The organism is Photobacterium sp. GJ3 (assembly GCF_018199995.1).
Lineage (GTDB): Bacteria > Pseudomonadota > Gammaproteobacteria > Enterobacterales > Vibrionaceae > Photobacterium.
On record NZ_CP073578.1, the window covers coordinates 1,903,609 to 1,917,835 of the forward strand.

Here is a 14,227-nt window from a genome sequence, read left to right on the forward strand (position 1 = left end):
AGATAAAAGTCAAACATACCTCTGCTTTTACCCCAAGCCATTCACGACCGATGCGCTTAGAAAGAATCCCTTGGCTCCGATGACCTGCTTGTTTAAGCAATAATCTCAGTGATAACTTCAGTTTTTACAGAGTTTGCAATAAAGCACTGCTCATGTGATTGATGATGCATTTTCTCAAGTTGCTCAAGGGATGGTTGTTTCTCGCCTGAGAATTTCACTTCCGGACGCAAAATCACTTTCGTCATTGCTATTTTCCCATTGCTGTCTTTCTCCATCAAACCAACAGCATTGTCTGTATATTGGTCAATGATGAATTTTTTCTTTGCAGCAATAGCCAGAAAAAACAACATGTGGCAGCTTGATAAAGATGCAACAAATGCTTCTTCTGGGTCAACGTTGGCCTCAACGGAGTATGGCAAAGGCACCACGTGAGGAGACGAAGAGGCTGGAACCGTCACGCCTCCATCAAACATCCATTCGTGACCTCGACTGTACTGATTATCTGTATACTGCTCATCACTTCCGCGGTTCCACACGACTTTTGCATAATACTTTGACATGATTTTCCCTTTTCAAAATTTTGCCTGCAAATCGCGTAAAAACGATAATGCGACGAAACATGTTTCCTTGATGACCAAGCATAGAAAATCGGCCTGAGACATTTAGTCATGTGGTTTCACCCCGGAGACCAATTAAGTTTCCAAATGGATCTTCAAGTTGGCACATGGAGAGCCCATTTTCTATTTGCATTGGACCCCGGTAAAGATGCGCACCCAGTGATTCGAAGTGCGCTAAAGTCGCAGATAGATCGTCCACAGACCAATATATGACAGTACCATGTTTACCCGAACCCACTTTTTCGTCTGCCTGAACGAGCTCTATGGAAAATCCATTGAGGTCCAGTACGGTAAAATCGAAATCCTGATGATAGATTGGCACTGCTTCAGGGAAAGCTTTCTGATACCACTCAAGCCCTTTAGCTACATCGGAAACATGAACAAGAACAGCGGACGGGACCATACCTATCTCCAGCCAAATAACGCAAGTGCAACGTTGGAAGGTAAATCGTGACTTTACAAGTTACTTTTACTCAATAAAACGACTCAAGCCAGTACAGGAATTACGCAGGCTTTAACGCTCTGAAATACTACACCGATTCTTAATCCGGCCAGCATCCATCACCTTGGAGTGATCAGTCCGATTGATACGCCGATTCAGGCACGCTACCGCCCCTGACAACCAAGTCACGACTGATGCGATAATAAAATTGTCAGCTATGATAAGGAGTTAACAGAGGGCTTTCACGAACTGATGCATTTAAAGTTGCATATCTGTGGAGAAGCGCAAAGTTGTCTTGTACACGCCTGAGAAAAGAAGGCAATTGCGCCACTGCGCTATCCGGCAGCCGGATAGCGCATCATGAATCAACAACTTGAAGAAGAATTTGACGCAGCAGAGACAGGTGTTTCTGATGCCGGGCTCAAGCTCCCCAGTTTCCAGCACAGGGCGTAGAGCACCAGATAAAGCACACTCCCCCCAGCAAGCACGCCGTACCAGCCCCAGTGTTGCCAGCAGGTGATCAGATAAAATCCACCGAAACTGCCTCCCACATAATAGTGAACCAGATACAACGCTGTTGCTGTTGCTTTGGCACTTTTCGCTTTCTGGCTGACCCAGGCATAAGCCAGTGAGTGCGTGAAAAAAGCACCGGAGCTGATCAGTAACAGGCCGCTCAGCATGGCAGAAACAGAATCGATCGCGGCGACCCACATCCCCAGCACGCTGATTGTGGTCCCCAGCACCATCCCGTTCAGCGGCTTAAAGCGCAGGCTCCAGCTTCCGCTCAGCTTTGCGGTCAGTGTCCCGCTGAGATAGCACAGAAAGATCATCGACGCCCAGCTGACCGGCAAGTGGTAAGGCGGCGCAACCAACCGAAAACCCATCACGGTATAGAGGTTCACAAAAAGCGCAAAATTAATCCCGCCGATCAACATGGGCACCCAGAGCACGGGTTGCTGCAGGTGACGAATCACATGCTTGGTGTGATGCCGTAACTGGCCGCGCTGGGGGGTAAAATGCTGCTGTGCGGGTAGTAATCGGGCCACTAGCACCGCACCCACCAGACTGATCACCGCCATACCCGCAACTGCACCCTGCCAGCCCCAGGCTTCCGAAGCAAAGCCGCCGAATAAGCGACCGGCAATACCGCCGAGAGAGTTCGCGCTGATATAACCACCCACGGCTAATGACAACGCCTGCGGAGAAAACTCCTCGGCCATATATGCCACGGCAACTGCCGCAAACCCGGCCAGCGACGCGCCCATCAGGGCTCTGGCCAGACTCAGCATCAGCAGACTTTCTGCAAATAACATCAGACCGCCCACGACAGGCAGCAAAAACAGGCTCAGCAGCATGACTTTGCGGCGGCCAATCATTTCTGAACTCACTGCCCAGGGCACCAGCGTGATCGCCAGCGCCAGAGTTCCCGCCGCCAGCAGCCAGTTCACTCGGGTCGCGCTGGCTGAGAAAGCCTCAGTCATCACCGGCAGCATCGGCTGGAACAAATATAAGTTACAAAACACCAGAAATGAGCCGAGAGCCAGTGCAAAACTGGCGCGGCGATAGGCAGCGCTATGGGTTTCTATCATGAAATGAGCCTCAGACGGCAAACTGATGTGAAAACGTTAGCAATTTCCATCTGATAGTGAAAATATATTAAACATATCGAACTGATAAAAAATATTAATAGCCATGGATATCCGTCAACTCACTTATTTCATCGCGATTGCCGAGTGCGGCAGTTTTACCCGCGCAGCTGAGAAACTGCACATCGCGCAACCTGCGCTGAGCATTGCCATGAAGAAGCTGGAGCAACAGCTGGACATGCCTCTGTTTGATCGCAGTGATCGCCATATCGCCCTCACCCACGAAGGCGAGGTGCTGATTCAGCATGCCCGGCTTATCCTGCAGCAGGTTGAAGATGCCCGGATTGCGATGGATGAACTCAAGGGACTACAGAAAGGTGAAGTACGTCTGGGCGTACCCAGCATGCTCGGGTCTTATTACTTTCCGGATATTCTGATGGGATTCAAATCCCGCTACCCCAGGCTGAAACTCACCCTAGTTGAAGCCGGGACGCAGTCCATTCGCTCCATGTTACTGAATGGCGAATTGGATCTGGGGGTGATTCGTAGTGCCGATCTGCCCGACAGTCTTGAAGCCGAACCCTTACTTACCTCGGAAATGGTTGCGGTTGTCAGTCCGAATCACGAATTCAGTCAGTATGAATCTGTCACCTTCGAACAGTTTTTCAGTCAGGAACTGGTGATGTTCAAACAAGGCTATTTTCACCGGGACTACATCGACAATGTCTGGCAGAAGCATCATCTCAAACCGGAAATAGCTTTCGAGACCAATCTCTTACCCATGATCCTCAGCATCATCCGGCAGGAGTTTGCGATTTCGGCACTGCTGGAAATGGTCACCCGCCATGAACCCGGGCTGGTTGCCGTGCCGTTCAGTACGCCCGTCCATTTAAACCTGGCCATTGCCTGGCGCAAGAACGGATATCTGTCACTGGCAGACCGGGCTTTTATGGAGTTCATCAAAGAACATCAGCGGCACCGGAAGGAAGCGGTTTACCGCTGAGTGCGTGCGAATCAAAATGAGAATTTTGCAAATAGCATTGTGATGTAAATCACATGAAAATTTCTGATTGATGATATTTGTGTGTCATTTTCTTTTACAATGGAAAGCGACCTGGGAGCCTGATCGCAGCGGAATGTCAAAACCCGTACCGGATTTCTGTTTACCTGATCCCTTTGCGATCGACAGAACTTCGATCAGAGTCACATGACCATATTGATTTCATGGTCTTTCCGGGCCCGTCAACCGTATCACTGACTAGCATGGATGATTCACGAATGTTTGAAAAAATCGTTGCCGCACCTGCCGACCCGATTCTGGGTCTGACTGAAGAATTCAAAAACGACGCCCGCGCTGAAAAAATCAACCTGGGCGTGGGTATCTACAAAGACGAATCCGGCAATACACCGGTTCTGGCGACAGTGAAAAAAGCTGAAGCTATCCTGCTGGAAAAAGAAACCACCAAATCTTACCTGAGCATTCCGGGCACCGCAGAATATGGTCTGGCCGTACAGGAACTGCTGTTTGGTAAAGATGCAGCCATTATTACCGAAAAGCGCGCTCTGACAGCACAGGTACCTGGCGGTACAGGCGCACTGCGTGTTGCGGCAGAGTTCATCAAACGCCAGCTGGGTGATGTCACCGTTTGGATCAGCAACCCAACCTGGGCGAACCACTTTGGTGTCTTCGGTGCTGCAAGCCTGAATACCGAGCAATACGCTTACTACAACGCAGAAACTAAAGGCATGGATTTTGATGCAATGCTGAGCTCGCTGAGCAATGCCAAAGCCGGTGATGTGGTTTTGCTGCACGGATGCTGCCATAACCCAACCGGTATCGACCCGGATCTGGCGCAATGGGAAACACTGGCGAAATTCTGTGCCGAGAAAAACCTGCTGCCTATGTTCGATTTCGCGTATCAGGGCTTTGCCAAAGGCGTTGAAGAAGATGCTGCCGGTCTGCGCATTTTCGCAGAGCACAATACCGAGCTGCTGATTGCCAGCTCCTTCTCGAAAAACTTCGGCCTGTACAATGAGCGTGTTGGTGCCTTCACGCTGGTTGCTAAATCTGCAGACGTTGCCAGCACCGCGTTCAGCCAGGTGAAAAGCATTGCGCGTGTGATTTACTCTAACCCACCAGCACACGGTGCCGCTGTGGTGACTGAGATTCTGAATGATGCAGCGCTGCGTGCTGAATGGGAACAGGAAGTCGCAGACATGCGTGACCGCATTCAGGAAATGCGGACCCTGTTTGTTCAGACGCTGAAAGATTTGGGTGTGGATGCAGATTTCAGCTTCATTGAACGCCAGAACGGCATGTTCTCTTTCTCGGGTCTGAACAAAGATCAGGTGGCGCGTCTGAAAGAAGAATTCGCGATTTACATCGTGGGTTCCGGCCGCATCAGTGTGGCAGGCATGACCAAAGACAACATGATGCCGCTGTGCAAAGGCATCGCAGCCGTCATGTAATCGGGCAGCATGTCAGAAAACACATCAGGGGCGCTTATCGGCGCCCCTGCTTTTTGATGGTATTCGATTCGCCTGTGGCAGCCGTCAGCCGGATTTGTCTAAAGGCAGCACATTGCAGAATAATTCACGCTCGTACTGATGCTCGAGCTGTTCGCGCCAGGAACGCTTGGAGATATGGACCAGATAAAAGTTTTCCCGCGACGTGTCCGTCACAAAGGCCATCCCATACTGCATCAGTTCATAATGAATATCGTGAACAAATCCCAGCGAAAAACTCTGACGTCCGGTCAGTTGATTAATGTCTTCCCGTGTTAAACACACACCCTGTTCATCTTCAGCAAAACGGTTTCTTAACCATTCGGAAAACTCTCGAGCACTGATCATCGTCATATTACCTCGTTTGCGCGTGCCTACATCCGTGAATCATCCGATCCTCTCATTAGGTATAGCAGAACCAGATTATTTCGTCAGAATAAAACGAAATTACACAATAAAATCAGCCATACAGCCGTGTTATCGTCGGAAAACAGGAAAAGAAACCTGAAGGGAAAAGTGTTGTAAATCAGAGGGGGGAGGTTTACCCGCTCCTGAATTGTCTCAGGAACGGGACAGGACAATTATAGCGCTTTATATACGACTTTATTGCCAGCCAGCTGAATTCGCTCTACCAGGCTTTCTTCAACTAACTTTTTCAGTGCGCCAGTTGCCCAGGAGGCAGCTTTGCTGTCTTCCTGACCGGCTTCGAGACCGATGCTCTTCGGGTTAATCCCCTCAGCGTTCTTTGCAACGATATCCAACACCTGCTGCTGCTTTGGTGTCAGAGAAACTGAGGTCGCGACCGGGGCCGCTGGTGCCGTTTGCTTCTCTTCAACCTGAGGCTTTGCCACAACCGCTTTAGCTGGTGCTGCCTTCTTCACCGCTGCTTTGGTGACAGGTTTTTGAGCAACTGTGGTGGCTGCTTGAATGCGTTTTTGCAGTTTAAGCTGTACTTTACGTTTGTGAGAGATTCTCATTAACTTCCTACTCCGTTGTACTACTTTCAGTCGCCAGTTTGAATGTCCAGCGGGAAAAAAGTAGCGCGTGTTATACCAAGGATGTCAAAGAAATGCCAGCAAACGGCCATTTTAAGCACCATAAAAGCCAGATTAAGGGGATTTTAAGCGACAAGATCTCATTTTTATCTTTTTTCTGATCATGCCATATATGGCATAAAAAATTCTTTTCATGCACACTAACTTCCTTGCACACAAGCATTTACTGTCAATGAATTGACTCATCCTGCACCCGGCGGACAGGCTGCGGGACTCACTGAAAATTTGCCATACTCAAATCACAAGGGTTGCAGAACGATCCCCTGTCGGAGTCTCTTTGAATACTGTGTATATTACCCCTCATCATCCCAAGCCCGGTGCTTATCTCATCTGGCTCAGTCTGCTCGCAATTCTGGGTCTGGGGATCACTGTTTTCATTTTTCCCGACATCAATGGTGTGGCCGTCGCCGTTCTGCTGTTTGCCCTGCTCTGTCTGCTGCTGATTGGCGTCCAGCTCAATCGTCAGCAACCCGTGGGCTTTACCCTCACATTCATGCACATTCAGTACCACAGCCCGCAGGGCGGCTGGATGACCAAATGGCAGAATATCGCCGACATTGACCGTGCCACGATCAGCCGTGAAGGCTGGTACAAACCCCTGCCCTGGGTGGGTGTGCGGTTAAAACAGTACGATGAATTTCTGGACACTATCAGCCCCCGCATCGCCAGCCAGATCCTGATGGAGCAACGCGGTCTCCTCATCATGGCGTATAAGCGTGCAGAATCCCCGCCTCATGACATTGAAGACATGCTGTTTGACGACAAACATTACGTGAGTGGAAGCGGTAAGATCAGCAAGGGACTGATCGCGATGCTGGCCAACCGGATGCGGTATAACCGGGAGCTGACCGGGTTCGATTTCTTTATTTCGGAAGATTTACTCGACCGGCCAGCCGATGATTTTATCGGCCTGGCCCGCCGTTTTCTGGCGCAAGCCAGATAAATTATTTTGCCAGCGTCATCCTGAGATAACTCAGGCATCAATACAGAGGCATCTGATCGGCAACGTGGGGATTTGAAGCACGTTCTTCACCAAAGGTCGACATTGGGCCATGACCGGGAATAAACCGGGTGTCATTTCCCAGCGGCCAGAGTTTCTCTTTGATGGATGCAATGAGTGTGCGGTGATCCCCGCGCGGAAAATCTGTCCGGCCAATACTGCCGTTAAACAGCACATCTCCCACAATGGCAAGCTGTGCCGCTTTGTTGTGCAGAATAACGTGTCCCGGTGTATGACCCGGCGTATGGTAGATATCCAGCGTTTGTTCACCAAAGGGGATCGTGTCACCCTCTTCCAGCCAGCGGTCCGGCTGAAATTCTGGCACAGGCGGGAAACCGAACATCTGACACTGCTGCAGTAAAGCATCAATCCAGAAGCCATCCTCTTTGTGAGGCCCCCACACAGGCACATTCAACTGCTGTGATAATGGCTTTGTCCCGCCCACATGATCCAAATGACCATGGGTCAGGACCAGCCTGACAATCTGAATGCCCAGCGATTCGGCTTTGGCGGTAATCCGTTCGATATCTCCACCCGGATCGACAACAATGCCTTCCATGGTTTCATCGCACCACAGAATTGAGCAATTTTGCTGGAAAGGCGTGACCGGCACGATTTCAAACTGCAGACTCATAAACTTGTCCTAACTGTTCCAAAACCGGGCCAGCATATCACATTCATTCACATGCCCGTAGTGAGCATGTGAATGAAAGATCTTTACCAGCGGCGTACCGGTCCGGTATCAATATGAACGAAGCCACTGTTCGGGTAATAACCAACACCGCCAAGTTTCAGTTCCAGCGCAGCATTACGCACGCGGGATAAAGAAACGCCTTCCAGATTGAAGTCGATGGCCTGTCCGGTCATGTGGAAACTCTTTTTCGCAACCCCTTTGGTGGAGCCGCGCAGCATCTGATTGGTTTTTGGGGAACGGTAGCCCGAAATAATGCGGACCTGCCCCTGGTGACCTAATGCTTCCTGAATCTGGGAGATGCCGTCAAACAGACGACGATCCATGGGTGCAACTTCATTCTGACGATAATCGCGGCAAATGTGGTTCAACCGTTTCAGTTCGCGATCAAGGTAGAACTTTCCATCGAAATAGCGCGTTTCCAACTCTTCTTTCGTATGAATGTTACAAAGGTACAACTCTCGGGGACTTTTTGCCCGGTATGGGCTCGCCACTGCCATTTGGGGCAGCATCATAGCGCCTAAAGTCAGTCCGCTCGCAATCAGGAACTGACGACGCTTATTATCTACTTCTGACATCCTGAAAAAACTCAACTGGAAAACACAAAAACACAGGCGCGCAAGCCCGTAAACGAATGCAAGATAGCGATGTGTTTTCTTTGAGTCAACGCACGAATGTCAAAAAACAGACATCAAAAAGACGTCATTTTGACTAGTTATTGACGTATAAGGAATTTAGTTTTTGTAAACCGATGCAAATTTTTCTGAGTCTGGTGAATTTTTGTCCTGCTCATCGTACTGATACACATCCGGCCGGAAATTCACTAACCCTTGCTCATCCACCCAGGCCGTCTGATAGATCAGAAAAACTTCAATCCGGGTTTTCACCCCCACAGTCCGGGTTGATCTTCTGCCTGCCAGTTCATCAAACCGCGCCTCAGAGACACCGGCATAAGTCAGTAAAACTTTCGCAAGCTCATCGGCACCCTGTACACGGATACACCCCGAACTGAAAGCTCTGAAGTCTTTATTGAACAGGCTTTTTGACGGTGTATCGTGCAGATAAATGGCCTGATTATTGGGAATGTTGAACTTAAAGCGTCCCAGTGCGTTATGCGCACCAGGCTTCTGACGTAATCGGTATGGGAAGTTTTTCGCAGACACATAACGCCAGTCGATACTGCTGATTGGAATCTTCTCATTACTATTCCAGCCCCGCAGCACATCATAGTGATGCCGATAGAGATAACCCCGGTCATAACGGACTTTTGGCAGGATATCCTTCCTCATGATCGAGTTGGGCACATTCCAGTACGGATTAAACACCACAGATGAAATGCGGGAAGTCATCACCGGTGTTGGGCGTTTGGGCTGTCCGACGATCACCCGGGCATCAAACACCCGCTGGTTATCCAGCCAGAGTTTGAGCGCAAAACCGGGAATATTCACAATGAGTCTGGACGGATGGTCTGACACCCACACTCGGCTGCGTTGTGCATTCAGCGCCAGCAAGCGGATCCGCTGTTGCGGCGTGACTGCCAACCAGCTTCGTGTCTGCGGGCCAATCGCACCGTCCACTTTCAGGCCATGACGTTGCTGAAAATGTTTGACTGCTGAGACTAAATCGACATTGTAATGCCGTTTTCCGGACGCTCTGAGCTGAGCGGCTTCGCCGGGTGACAGGTCGCCCAGTCGCTCCAGCATGGTAATCAGCGCATCTGGGTTACTCAGCCAGGCTCCGAGCCGGATGATGCCCGCCTGACTGAATACCGGCCAAGGCTTCTGCGCAATCTTTTCCATCCGATCAATGGCTTGCAGCAACTGCGGATACTGACGACCAGCAGGTTTCAGGGACGCGACGAAAGTGTTCAGCTGATCACGTTCCAATGCTGCCATTAAGGTGTCGAGCGTTGCTTCAGCGGGGGCCGGAATCCGGGCGGGCACTTCCTGCCCGAACAGCCACTGGGAGCCGCCATCCAGCACATGCTCGATAAAACTCAGGTAAGCGAGGAGTGTGTCTGTCGCCAGCAGATCATACTGACGCCAGTCCCGGCTCTGTTTCAGATGTTTGAGCTGCTTTAACCTGGCCTCAAAATCCGGGCTGACTTCCGCCAGCGTGAGTACCCAGAGTTGCTGTTCTAAATCAGAGACAGTGAAGCTATCTTGCCATAAAGGCACATAGCCAACCCCGTGATAGAGCCTTGCCAGCTGTTCCCGGTAGCGTAAACCGGGTATCTGACCGGAGACCTCATCAATCCACGCCAGAGATTTTTCTCGGATCAGAGCCAGTTCAGCTGCTCTTTCCTGCGCCTGAATCTCTTCCGGGGTCATCGCCGGGAGGGGCGACTCCGGCTCCTCGGCAGGGATAGCATGTACTGCATCCTGAGCTGGTGCTGCGACGGGCGCAGACTGGATACGGGCGTAATCTCCTCGATTTTCCCCAGAATCCTCATAAAAACCAGCCTGTGACTGAAGCGGGAGTAAAACGCTGCCCACCAACAGAAGAAGCCCAATACAACCTAGCCCCGACATGTGTGCTCTCCGGTTCTGACACTGTGATTATGGCAAAGCAGCGACAGATCCGCCTGAATACAAGCGGCCTGCCCCTACTTTCTGTTCCTCTTCCATAAATGTAGTGTTCAGAAACGAATCGCGGCTGTTTCAAAGTTTCAACTCAGGAGCAGATTCCAGTGGTTATCCCACATCACCGCAGACTGAGCGATGTGTCCGGCATCGGCAGGCGTGCGGGTCAGAATCTTCCCGGCTCCGGATCCCACCAGCCACTGCCCCTGACTGACAGCCACACCGGAGGCATCCGTTAAAGGCCGCAAATCAACCAGTTCACCGCTGGCTTCATGCCAGATCCCGTAACAGTTGCCTCTGGGAGAAGTGGCCAGCAGATATCCGTCGAGACTGGCAATACTGGCGATATAATGATTGAAGTGCATCCAGTCTTCCGTTTCGCCCAGTAAAGGCCGCAGTGCGCCGCCTCGCTGATGTAAATGCACCAGTGGCGCAGCCTGATCCGGTAACCCGCGGTACTGCTGACCGCAGGCAATTTCACCGGTATCGGTCACGGCCAGATGGCGGATACTTAAACGTTTGTCGGTCAGCACGGCTTGCTCCAGCACAGCCCCCGTCCGAATATCGAGATACACCAGTGCAGGCTGCATCGTCTCCAGATTCAGTGGTTCCCGGCCCCGGGTATGCACGCCGCCGACACCAATCGCCAGCGTGTATTCATCCGCCAGCACCACTTCATGCGGCCCGATGCCGAAGTGGGTGTACTCGGCAACTTTCTGTAAACCAGCCGTCGTGTCATACACACCGATCACGCCCTGACTGGTGGCGCTGACCCCTTCAGTCGTGAACAGATAACGCCCGTCGGCAGAAAAGGTGCCATGCCCGTAATAATGCCGCCCATTATCGGCTGGCCTTAAAGGCAGCGCTTCCCCGGTATCCGGACGAAATGCCTGCATATAACTGCCTGGCCGTCTGGCGAACGCCACTGCGAGCGCGCCCCCCGGCTGAATCGCAACACCATGACCACGCTCTGGTAATGCGATCTGATGAATCGGCTGGCCCAGCTGATCCGCGACAACGACAGCATACTGACCCGCCGCTGTCCGGCTGCAGCCGATAATCCGATCCCCTTTCGCCGACGTTTTGCCCGATCCGGCACCGGCAGACACGCAGGCCGACAACAACCCGGTTGCCGGCAGAAAAATAGCGGCGCCCAGTGCTTTTTTCAGCAGGGCCCGCCGTGTTAAATCAGTCACCATCTGTTGCATTAAACCCGACGACAATTCCTAAAGCTGGCGACACTTCGTCATGAAGTGCGAAGCGAATATACTCAAGCCCGTTTTTCAAGCTGATGAGAGAGCGGTAACCGTCCCGCGTTTTCAGCAACGCGCCCAGCCCCTCTCCCTGCGGCCAGTCTGCCAGCAAGCTGCGGAACTGTCCGGCCAGACGGTCTGCCAGCGCCGTTTGGCCCTGCGCACGCAAAAGTGCATCCAACCCCTGACCATCAGCCAGATACAGCGCCTGCATAGCCAAGACGTTGGCTTTCAGATGGGCCAGCGACGTCTGAGAACGCCAGGATTCCGCCTGATAAGGCCGCGGATGCCCCGGTTTCCCCATTGGCAGCGAGAGCTTCTTCATCGCGAAATCCAACTGATTAGACAGCGCACCCACATACTCGCCCAGCGCCATCTGCGGTGTCATGGCCTGCCATGGATTTTGCTGCCAGGCCTGCTGCAGAGAATCACCGCTCTGATGCAGACGCTGACCAATCGCGACCGCCAGCGCACATCCGTGAGCGTCCTGCAAACGCTCCGGATGGTCATAGAGCAGCCATTCCATGGCTCCGACACCCTGTACAGCGACACTTTGCTCACTCAGGGCCTTTGCCGTCCAGGTTGTATCCTGTGCCAGTAACTGTGTCATTTTTCGGCCCGTGATGTCTTTTTTATCCGGCCAGAACTGAATCTGCCAGGACAATGCCAGGGCCGCTTCACTGCCTTTTTCACGGCCCTGGAAAGTCATCCAGTGCTGCATGAGTTGCTGCCAGGCGTTCCGGCTGGTGGTCAGTGCTTGTGCTGAGGGCGTCTGACAATAGTTTTGAACGGCGGATTCCAGTTGCTCAGCCGAAGTCAGCAATTGTGCTGCGGCCCGCTGGTGCTGCTGATGAATGGCAGCCGAGGTCGCAGCTTCATCGTCCTGACACCCTGTCAGCAACAGAATCGAGAACAGGCTCATCGCCACAAAAGTTCTTTTCATGGAGCTTCCTTACAGTGAATTCAGGAATGCCATCAGCGCTTCCCGATCCGTTTTGTTCAGTTGTAATACCCGATCCCGGCTCGACTGCGCTTCGCCGCCATGCCACAACACGGCTTCCATCATATTTCGTGCGCGGCCATCATGCAGATAATAGGTATGTCCGTTGACCTCCTCGGTGTAACCAATGCCCCACAATGGCGCAGTCCGCCACTCACGGCCATTGGCCAGAAATTCATCCCGGTGGTCCGCCAATCCTTCGCCCATATCATGCAGCAGCAAGTCGGTGTACGGATGAATGGTTTGCTCCGACAGCGCCGGTAAAGTGTCCACTTTGGCCGTTTTCAGGTTGCTCTGATGGCAGGTGCCGCAGCCGATGTATGCAAAGAGTTGCTCACCACGCAGGGCAGCCGGATCGTCCAGCTGACGTCGCATCGGCACACCGAGATGGCGCGAGTAAAACTCGATAAAATTCATGATTTTATCGCTGACTTCTGGTGCCCCTCCGTTGGGCAGGGTCTGACAAATCGTCTGACCGCTGGTGCAGTTTTCGACCGGGAACAGCGTGGAGGTCAGACCGACATCCCCATTGAATGCCGCTGCATTTTGCTGTTTCAACGTCGGCTGTCCGGCTTTCCAGCCAAAGCGGCCAGCGACGGTTTCTTTTTTCTCGACATCCCAGACGCGGTTCATTTTGCCGGAAATCCCCTGCCCTTCATCCGCCTGCGCTTTCGCCAGCGCTTCCAGTGTTCGCTCCGGGATTTGCTCCAGCAAGCCTAAACCGATCATCGGTGGTGCGATGCGGGCAGACATCATCACGTCTGGATGCAGGTCACCGTAATTCAGGTCAGTCAGGGTCAGCGTTGGCTTGCGTAAAGACACCACTTCGCCATCGGCAAAGGTCACAGGAATTTCGGTGTAATCGACCCGCACCTGACCTTCCGGCTTGGCATCCGGCAGCGCGAAATCCTGCAGTTGTCCGCCGTACATCGGCTCCGGGATGACACCGTCGGTGATCAGGGCTTTTTTCTGGGCATCAGTCAGCGCCGGAATACTCAAGCGAACCAACATCGACACGACATTGGTATCCCCGTCTTCCGGTGGATGGCCGCGACCATCTTTGATATGGCAGTTTTGACAACCATTGGTATTGAACAGAGGACCCAGCCCATCGCGGGCATCCGTCGTGGCCGGCGCCTGAACCCAGGGGTTGCGGAAGAAACTGTTCCCGACACTGAAATCCAGACGGTTCACCAGGGGCAGATTGGCGGCTGGCAGAGAAAAGGCGTTGGCCCCTGTTTTACTCACACTGGTTTCGCCCCCGGATTTCAACTGAATGAACCGGGTAGCGGCTTCCTGCGAACCATTTTGCTGAGCAGAAGCCGGAAAAATAAAAGAAAACGGTAAAGAAAAAACAGCCATCCGGGCTGCAATCGACATCAACTTCATAATCAAAAACTCACATTGGCGTTGAATTCAGACTCAGTGACCCATCAACATATTGACGACAAAAGGGCTCTCATGAGCCCTTGTTTCGTTATTATTTTTTAACGTCA

Annotated in this window: 14 protein-coding genes; 3 read left to right on the forward strand and 11 right to left on the reverse strand. The window is 52.1% G+C overall.

Features of this window, described 5'->3' with window-relative positions:
- Positions 1-92 precede the first annotated feature (92 nt).
- From KDD30_RS08535 to KDD30_RS08545, 3 genes are all read right to left on the reverse strand, one after another.
- Positions 93-560 carry an OsmC family protein gene (locus KDD30_RS08535; RefSeq protein WP_211645415.1) on the reverse strand — a complete coding sequence of 156 codons (468 nt, stop codon included), beginning with the start codon at positions 558-560 and terminating at the stop codon, positions 93-95.
- 106 nt (positions 561-666) lie between these two features.
- Positions 667-1,020, reverse strand: a complete 354-nt coding sequence (locus tag KDD30_RS08540) for a VOC family protein (RefSeq protein ID WP_211645416.1) — start codon at positions 1,018-1,020, stop codon at positions 667-669.
- 404 nt (positions 1,021-1,424) lie between these two features.
- Positions 1,425-2,648 carry an MFS transporter gene (locus KDD30_RS08545; protein WP_211645417.1) on the reverse strand — a complete coding sequence of 408 codons (1,224 nt, stop codon included), beginning with the start codon at positions 2,646-2,648 and terminating at the stop codon, positions 1,425-1,427.
- Positions 2,649-2,751: 103 nt separating this feature from the next.
- Here KDD30_RS08545 and KDD30_RS08550 point away from each other — a divergent pair, with 103 nt between their 5' ends.
- Together KDD30_RS08550 and KDD30_RS08555 are read left to right on the forward strand one after the other, a co-directional pair.
- Positions 2,752-3,648 carry a LysR family transcriptional regulator gene (locus KDD30_RS08550; protein ID WP_211645418.1) on the forward strand — a complete coding sequence of 299 codons (897 nt, stop codon included), beginning with the start codon at positions 2,752-2,754 and terminating at the stop codon, positions 3,646-3,648.
- Positions 3,649-3,923: 275 nt separating this feature from the next.
- Positions 3,924-5,114 (forward strand): amino acid aminotransferase, encoded by a 1,191-nt coding sequence (locus tag KDD30_RS08555; RefSeq protein WP_211645419.1) that lies wholly within the window; start codon positions 3,924-3,926, stop codon positions 5,112-5,114.
- Between the two features lie 84 nt (positions 5,115-5,198).
- On the opposite strand, the gene KDD30_RS08560 is transcribed toward KDD30_RS08555, so the two are convergent.
- Both KDD30_RS08560 and KDD30_RS08565 read right to left on the reverse strand, forming a co-directional pair.
- Complete coding sequence (locus KDD30_RS08560; protein WP_211645420.1) at positions 5,199-5,504, reverse strand: hypothetical protein; 306 nt, start codon at positions 5,502-5,504, stop codon at positions 5,199-5,201.
- 227 nt (positions 5,505-5,731) lie between these two features.
- Positions 5,732-6,127 carry a MarR family transcriptional regulator gene (locus tag KDD30_RS08565; RefSeq protein ID WP_211645421.1) on the reverse strand — a complete coding sequence of 132 codons (396 nt, stop codon included), beginning with the start codon at positions 6,125-6,127 and terminating at the stop codon, positions 5,732-5,734.
- Positions 6,128-6,491: 364 nt separating this feature from the next.
- Between KDD30_RS08565 and KDD30_RS08570 the strand changes: the two genes are divergently transcribed.
- Positions 6,492-7,148: a DUF2982 domain-containing protein gene (locus tag KDD30_RS08570; protein ID WP_371826090.1), complete on the forward strand. Its 657-nt coding sequence runs from the start codon at positions 6,492-6,494 to the stop codon at positions 7,146-7,148.
- A 37-nt stretch (positions 7,149-7,185) separates the two neighbouring features.
- Here KDD30_RS08570 and KDD30_RS08575 read toward each other — a convergent pair whose 3' ends face one another.
- The 6 genes from KDD30_RS08575 to KDD30_RS08600 form a co-directional block, all read right to left on the reverse strand.
- Positions 7,186-7,839 carry an MBL fold metallo-hydrolase gene (locus KDD30_RS08575; protein WP_211645422.1) on the reverse strand — a complete coding sequence of 218 codons (654 nt, stop codon included), beginning with the start codon at positions 7,837-7,839 and terminating at the stop codon, positions 7,186-7,188.
- 83 nt (positions 7,840-7,922) lie between these two features.
- Positions 7,923-8,474 (reverse strand): YcbK family protein, encoded by a 552-nt coding sequence (locus KDD30_RS08580; RefSeq protein WP_211645423.1) that lies wholly within the window; start codon positions 8,472-8,474, stop codon positions 7,923-7,925.
- A 156-nt stretch (positions 8,475-8,630) separates the two neighbouring features.
- Positions 8,631-10,427: a murein L,D-transpeptidase gene (locus tag KDD30_RS08585; RefSeq protein ID WP_211645424.1), complete on the reverse strand. Its 1,797-nt coding sequence runs from the start codon at positions 10,425-10,427 to the stop codon at positions 8,631-8,633.
- Positions 10,428-10,564: 137 nt separating this feature from the next.
- Positions 10,565-11,686: a DUF1513 domain-containing protein gene (locus KDD30_RS08590; protein ID WP_211645425.1), complete on the reverse strand. Its 1,122-nt coding sequence runs from the start codon at positions 11,684-11,686 to the stop codon at positions 10,565-10,567.
- Complete coding sequence (locus KDD30_RS08595) at positions 11,667-12,674, reverse strand: imelysin family protein (RefSeq protein WP_211645426.1); 1,008 nt, start codon at positions 12,672-12,674, stop codon at positions 11,667-11,669. The genes KDD30_RS08590 and KDD30_RS08595 overlap by 20 nt, the downstream gene beginning before the upstream one ends.
- 9 nt (positions 12,675-12,683) lie before the next feature.
- Positions 12,684-14,120, reverse strand: a complete 1,437-nt coding sequence (locus tag KDD30_RS08600; RefSeq protein WP_249199299.1) for a di-heme oxidoredictase family protein — start codon at positions 14,118-14,120, stop codon at positions 12,684-12,686.
- Positions 14,121-14,227: the final 107 nt, after the last annotated feature.

Coding starts and splice junctions, on each gene's coding strand:
- KDD30_RS08535 (WP_211645415.1), bottom strand. CDS start 560: ATGTCAAAGTATTATGCAAAAGTCGTGTGGAACCGCGGAAGTGATGAG.
- KDD30_RS08540 (WP_211645416.1), bottom strand. CDS start 1,020: ATGGTCCCGTCCGCTGTTCTTGTTCATGTTTCCGATGTAGCTAAAGGG.
- KDD30_RS08545 (WP_211645417.1), bottom strand. CDS start 2,648: ATGATAGAAACCCATAGCGCTGCCTATCGCCGCGCCAGTTTTGCACTG.
- KDD30_RS08550 (WP_211645418.1), top strand. CDS start 2,752: ATGGATATCCGTCAACTCACTTATTTCATCGCGATTGCCGAGTGCGGC.
- KDD30_RS08555 (WP_211645419.1), top strand. CDS start 3,924: ATGTTTGAAAAAATCGTTGCCGCACCTGCCGACCCGATTCTGGGTCTG.
- KDD30_RS08560 (WP_211645420.1), bottom strand. CDS start 5,504: ATGACGATGATCAGTGCTCGAGAGTTTTCCGAATGGTTAAGAAACCGT.
- KDD30_RS08565 (WP_211645421.1), bottom strand. CDS start 6,127: ATGAGAATCTCTCACAAACGTAAAGTACAGCTTAAACTGCAAAAACGC.
- KDD30_RS08575 (WP_211645422.1), bottom strand. CDS start 7,839: ATGAGTCTGCAGTTTGAAATCGTGCCGGTCACGCCTTTCCAGCAAAAT.
- KDD30_RS08580 (WP_211645423.1), bottom strand. CDS start 8,474: ATGTCAGAAGTAGATAATAAGCGTCGTCAGTTCCTGATTGCGAGCGGA.
- KDD30_RS08585 (WP_211645424.1), bottom strand. CDS start 10,427: ATGTCGGGGCTAGGTTGTATTGGGCTTCTTCTGTTGGTGGGCAGCGTT.
- KDD30_RS08590 (WP_211645425.1), bottom strand. CDS start 11,686: ATGCAACAGATGGTGACTGATTTAACACGGCGGGCCCTGCTGAAAAAA.
- KDD30_RS08595 (WP_211645426.1), bottom strand. CDS start 12,674: ATGAAAAGAACTTTTGTGGCGATGAGCCTGTTCTCGATTCTGTTGCTG.
- KDD30_RS08600 (WP_249199299.1), bottom strand. CDS start 14,120: ATGAAGTTGATGTCGATTGCAGCCCGGATGGCTGTTTTTTCTTTACCG.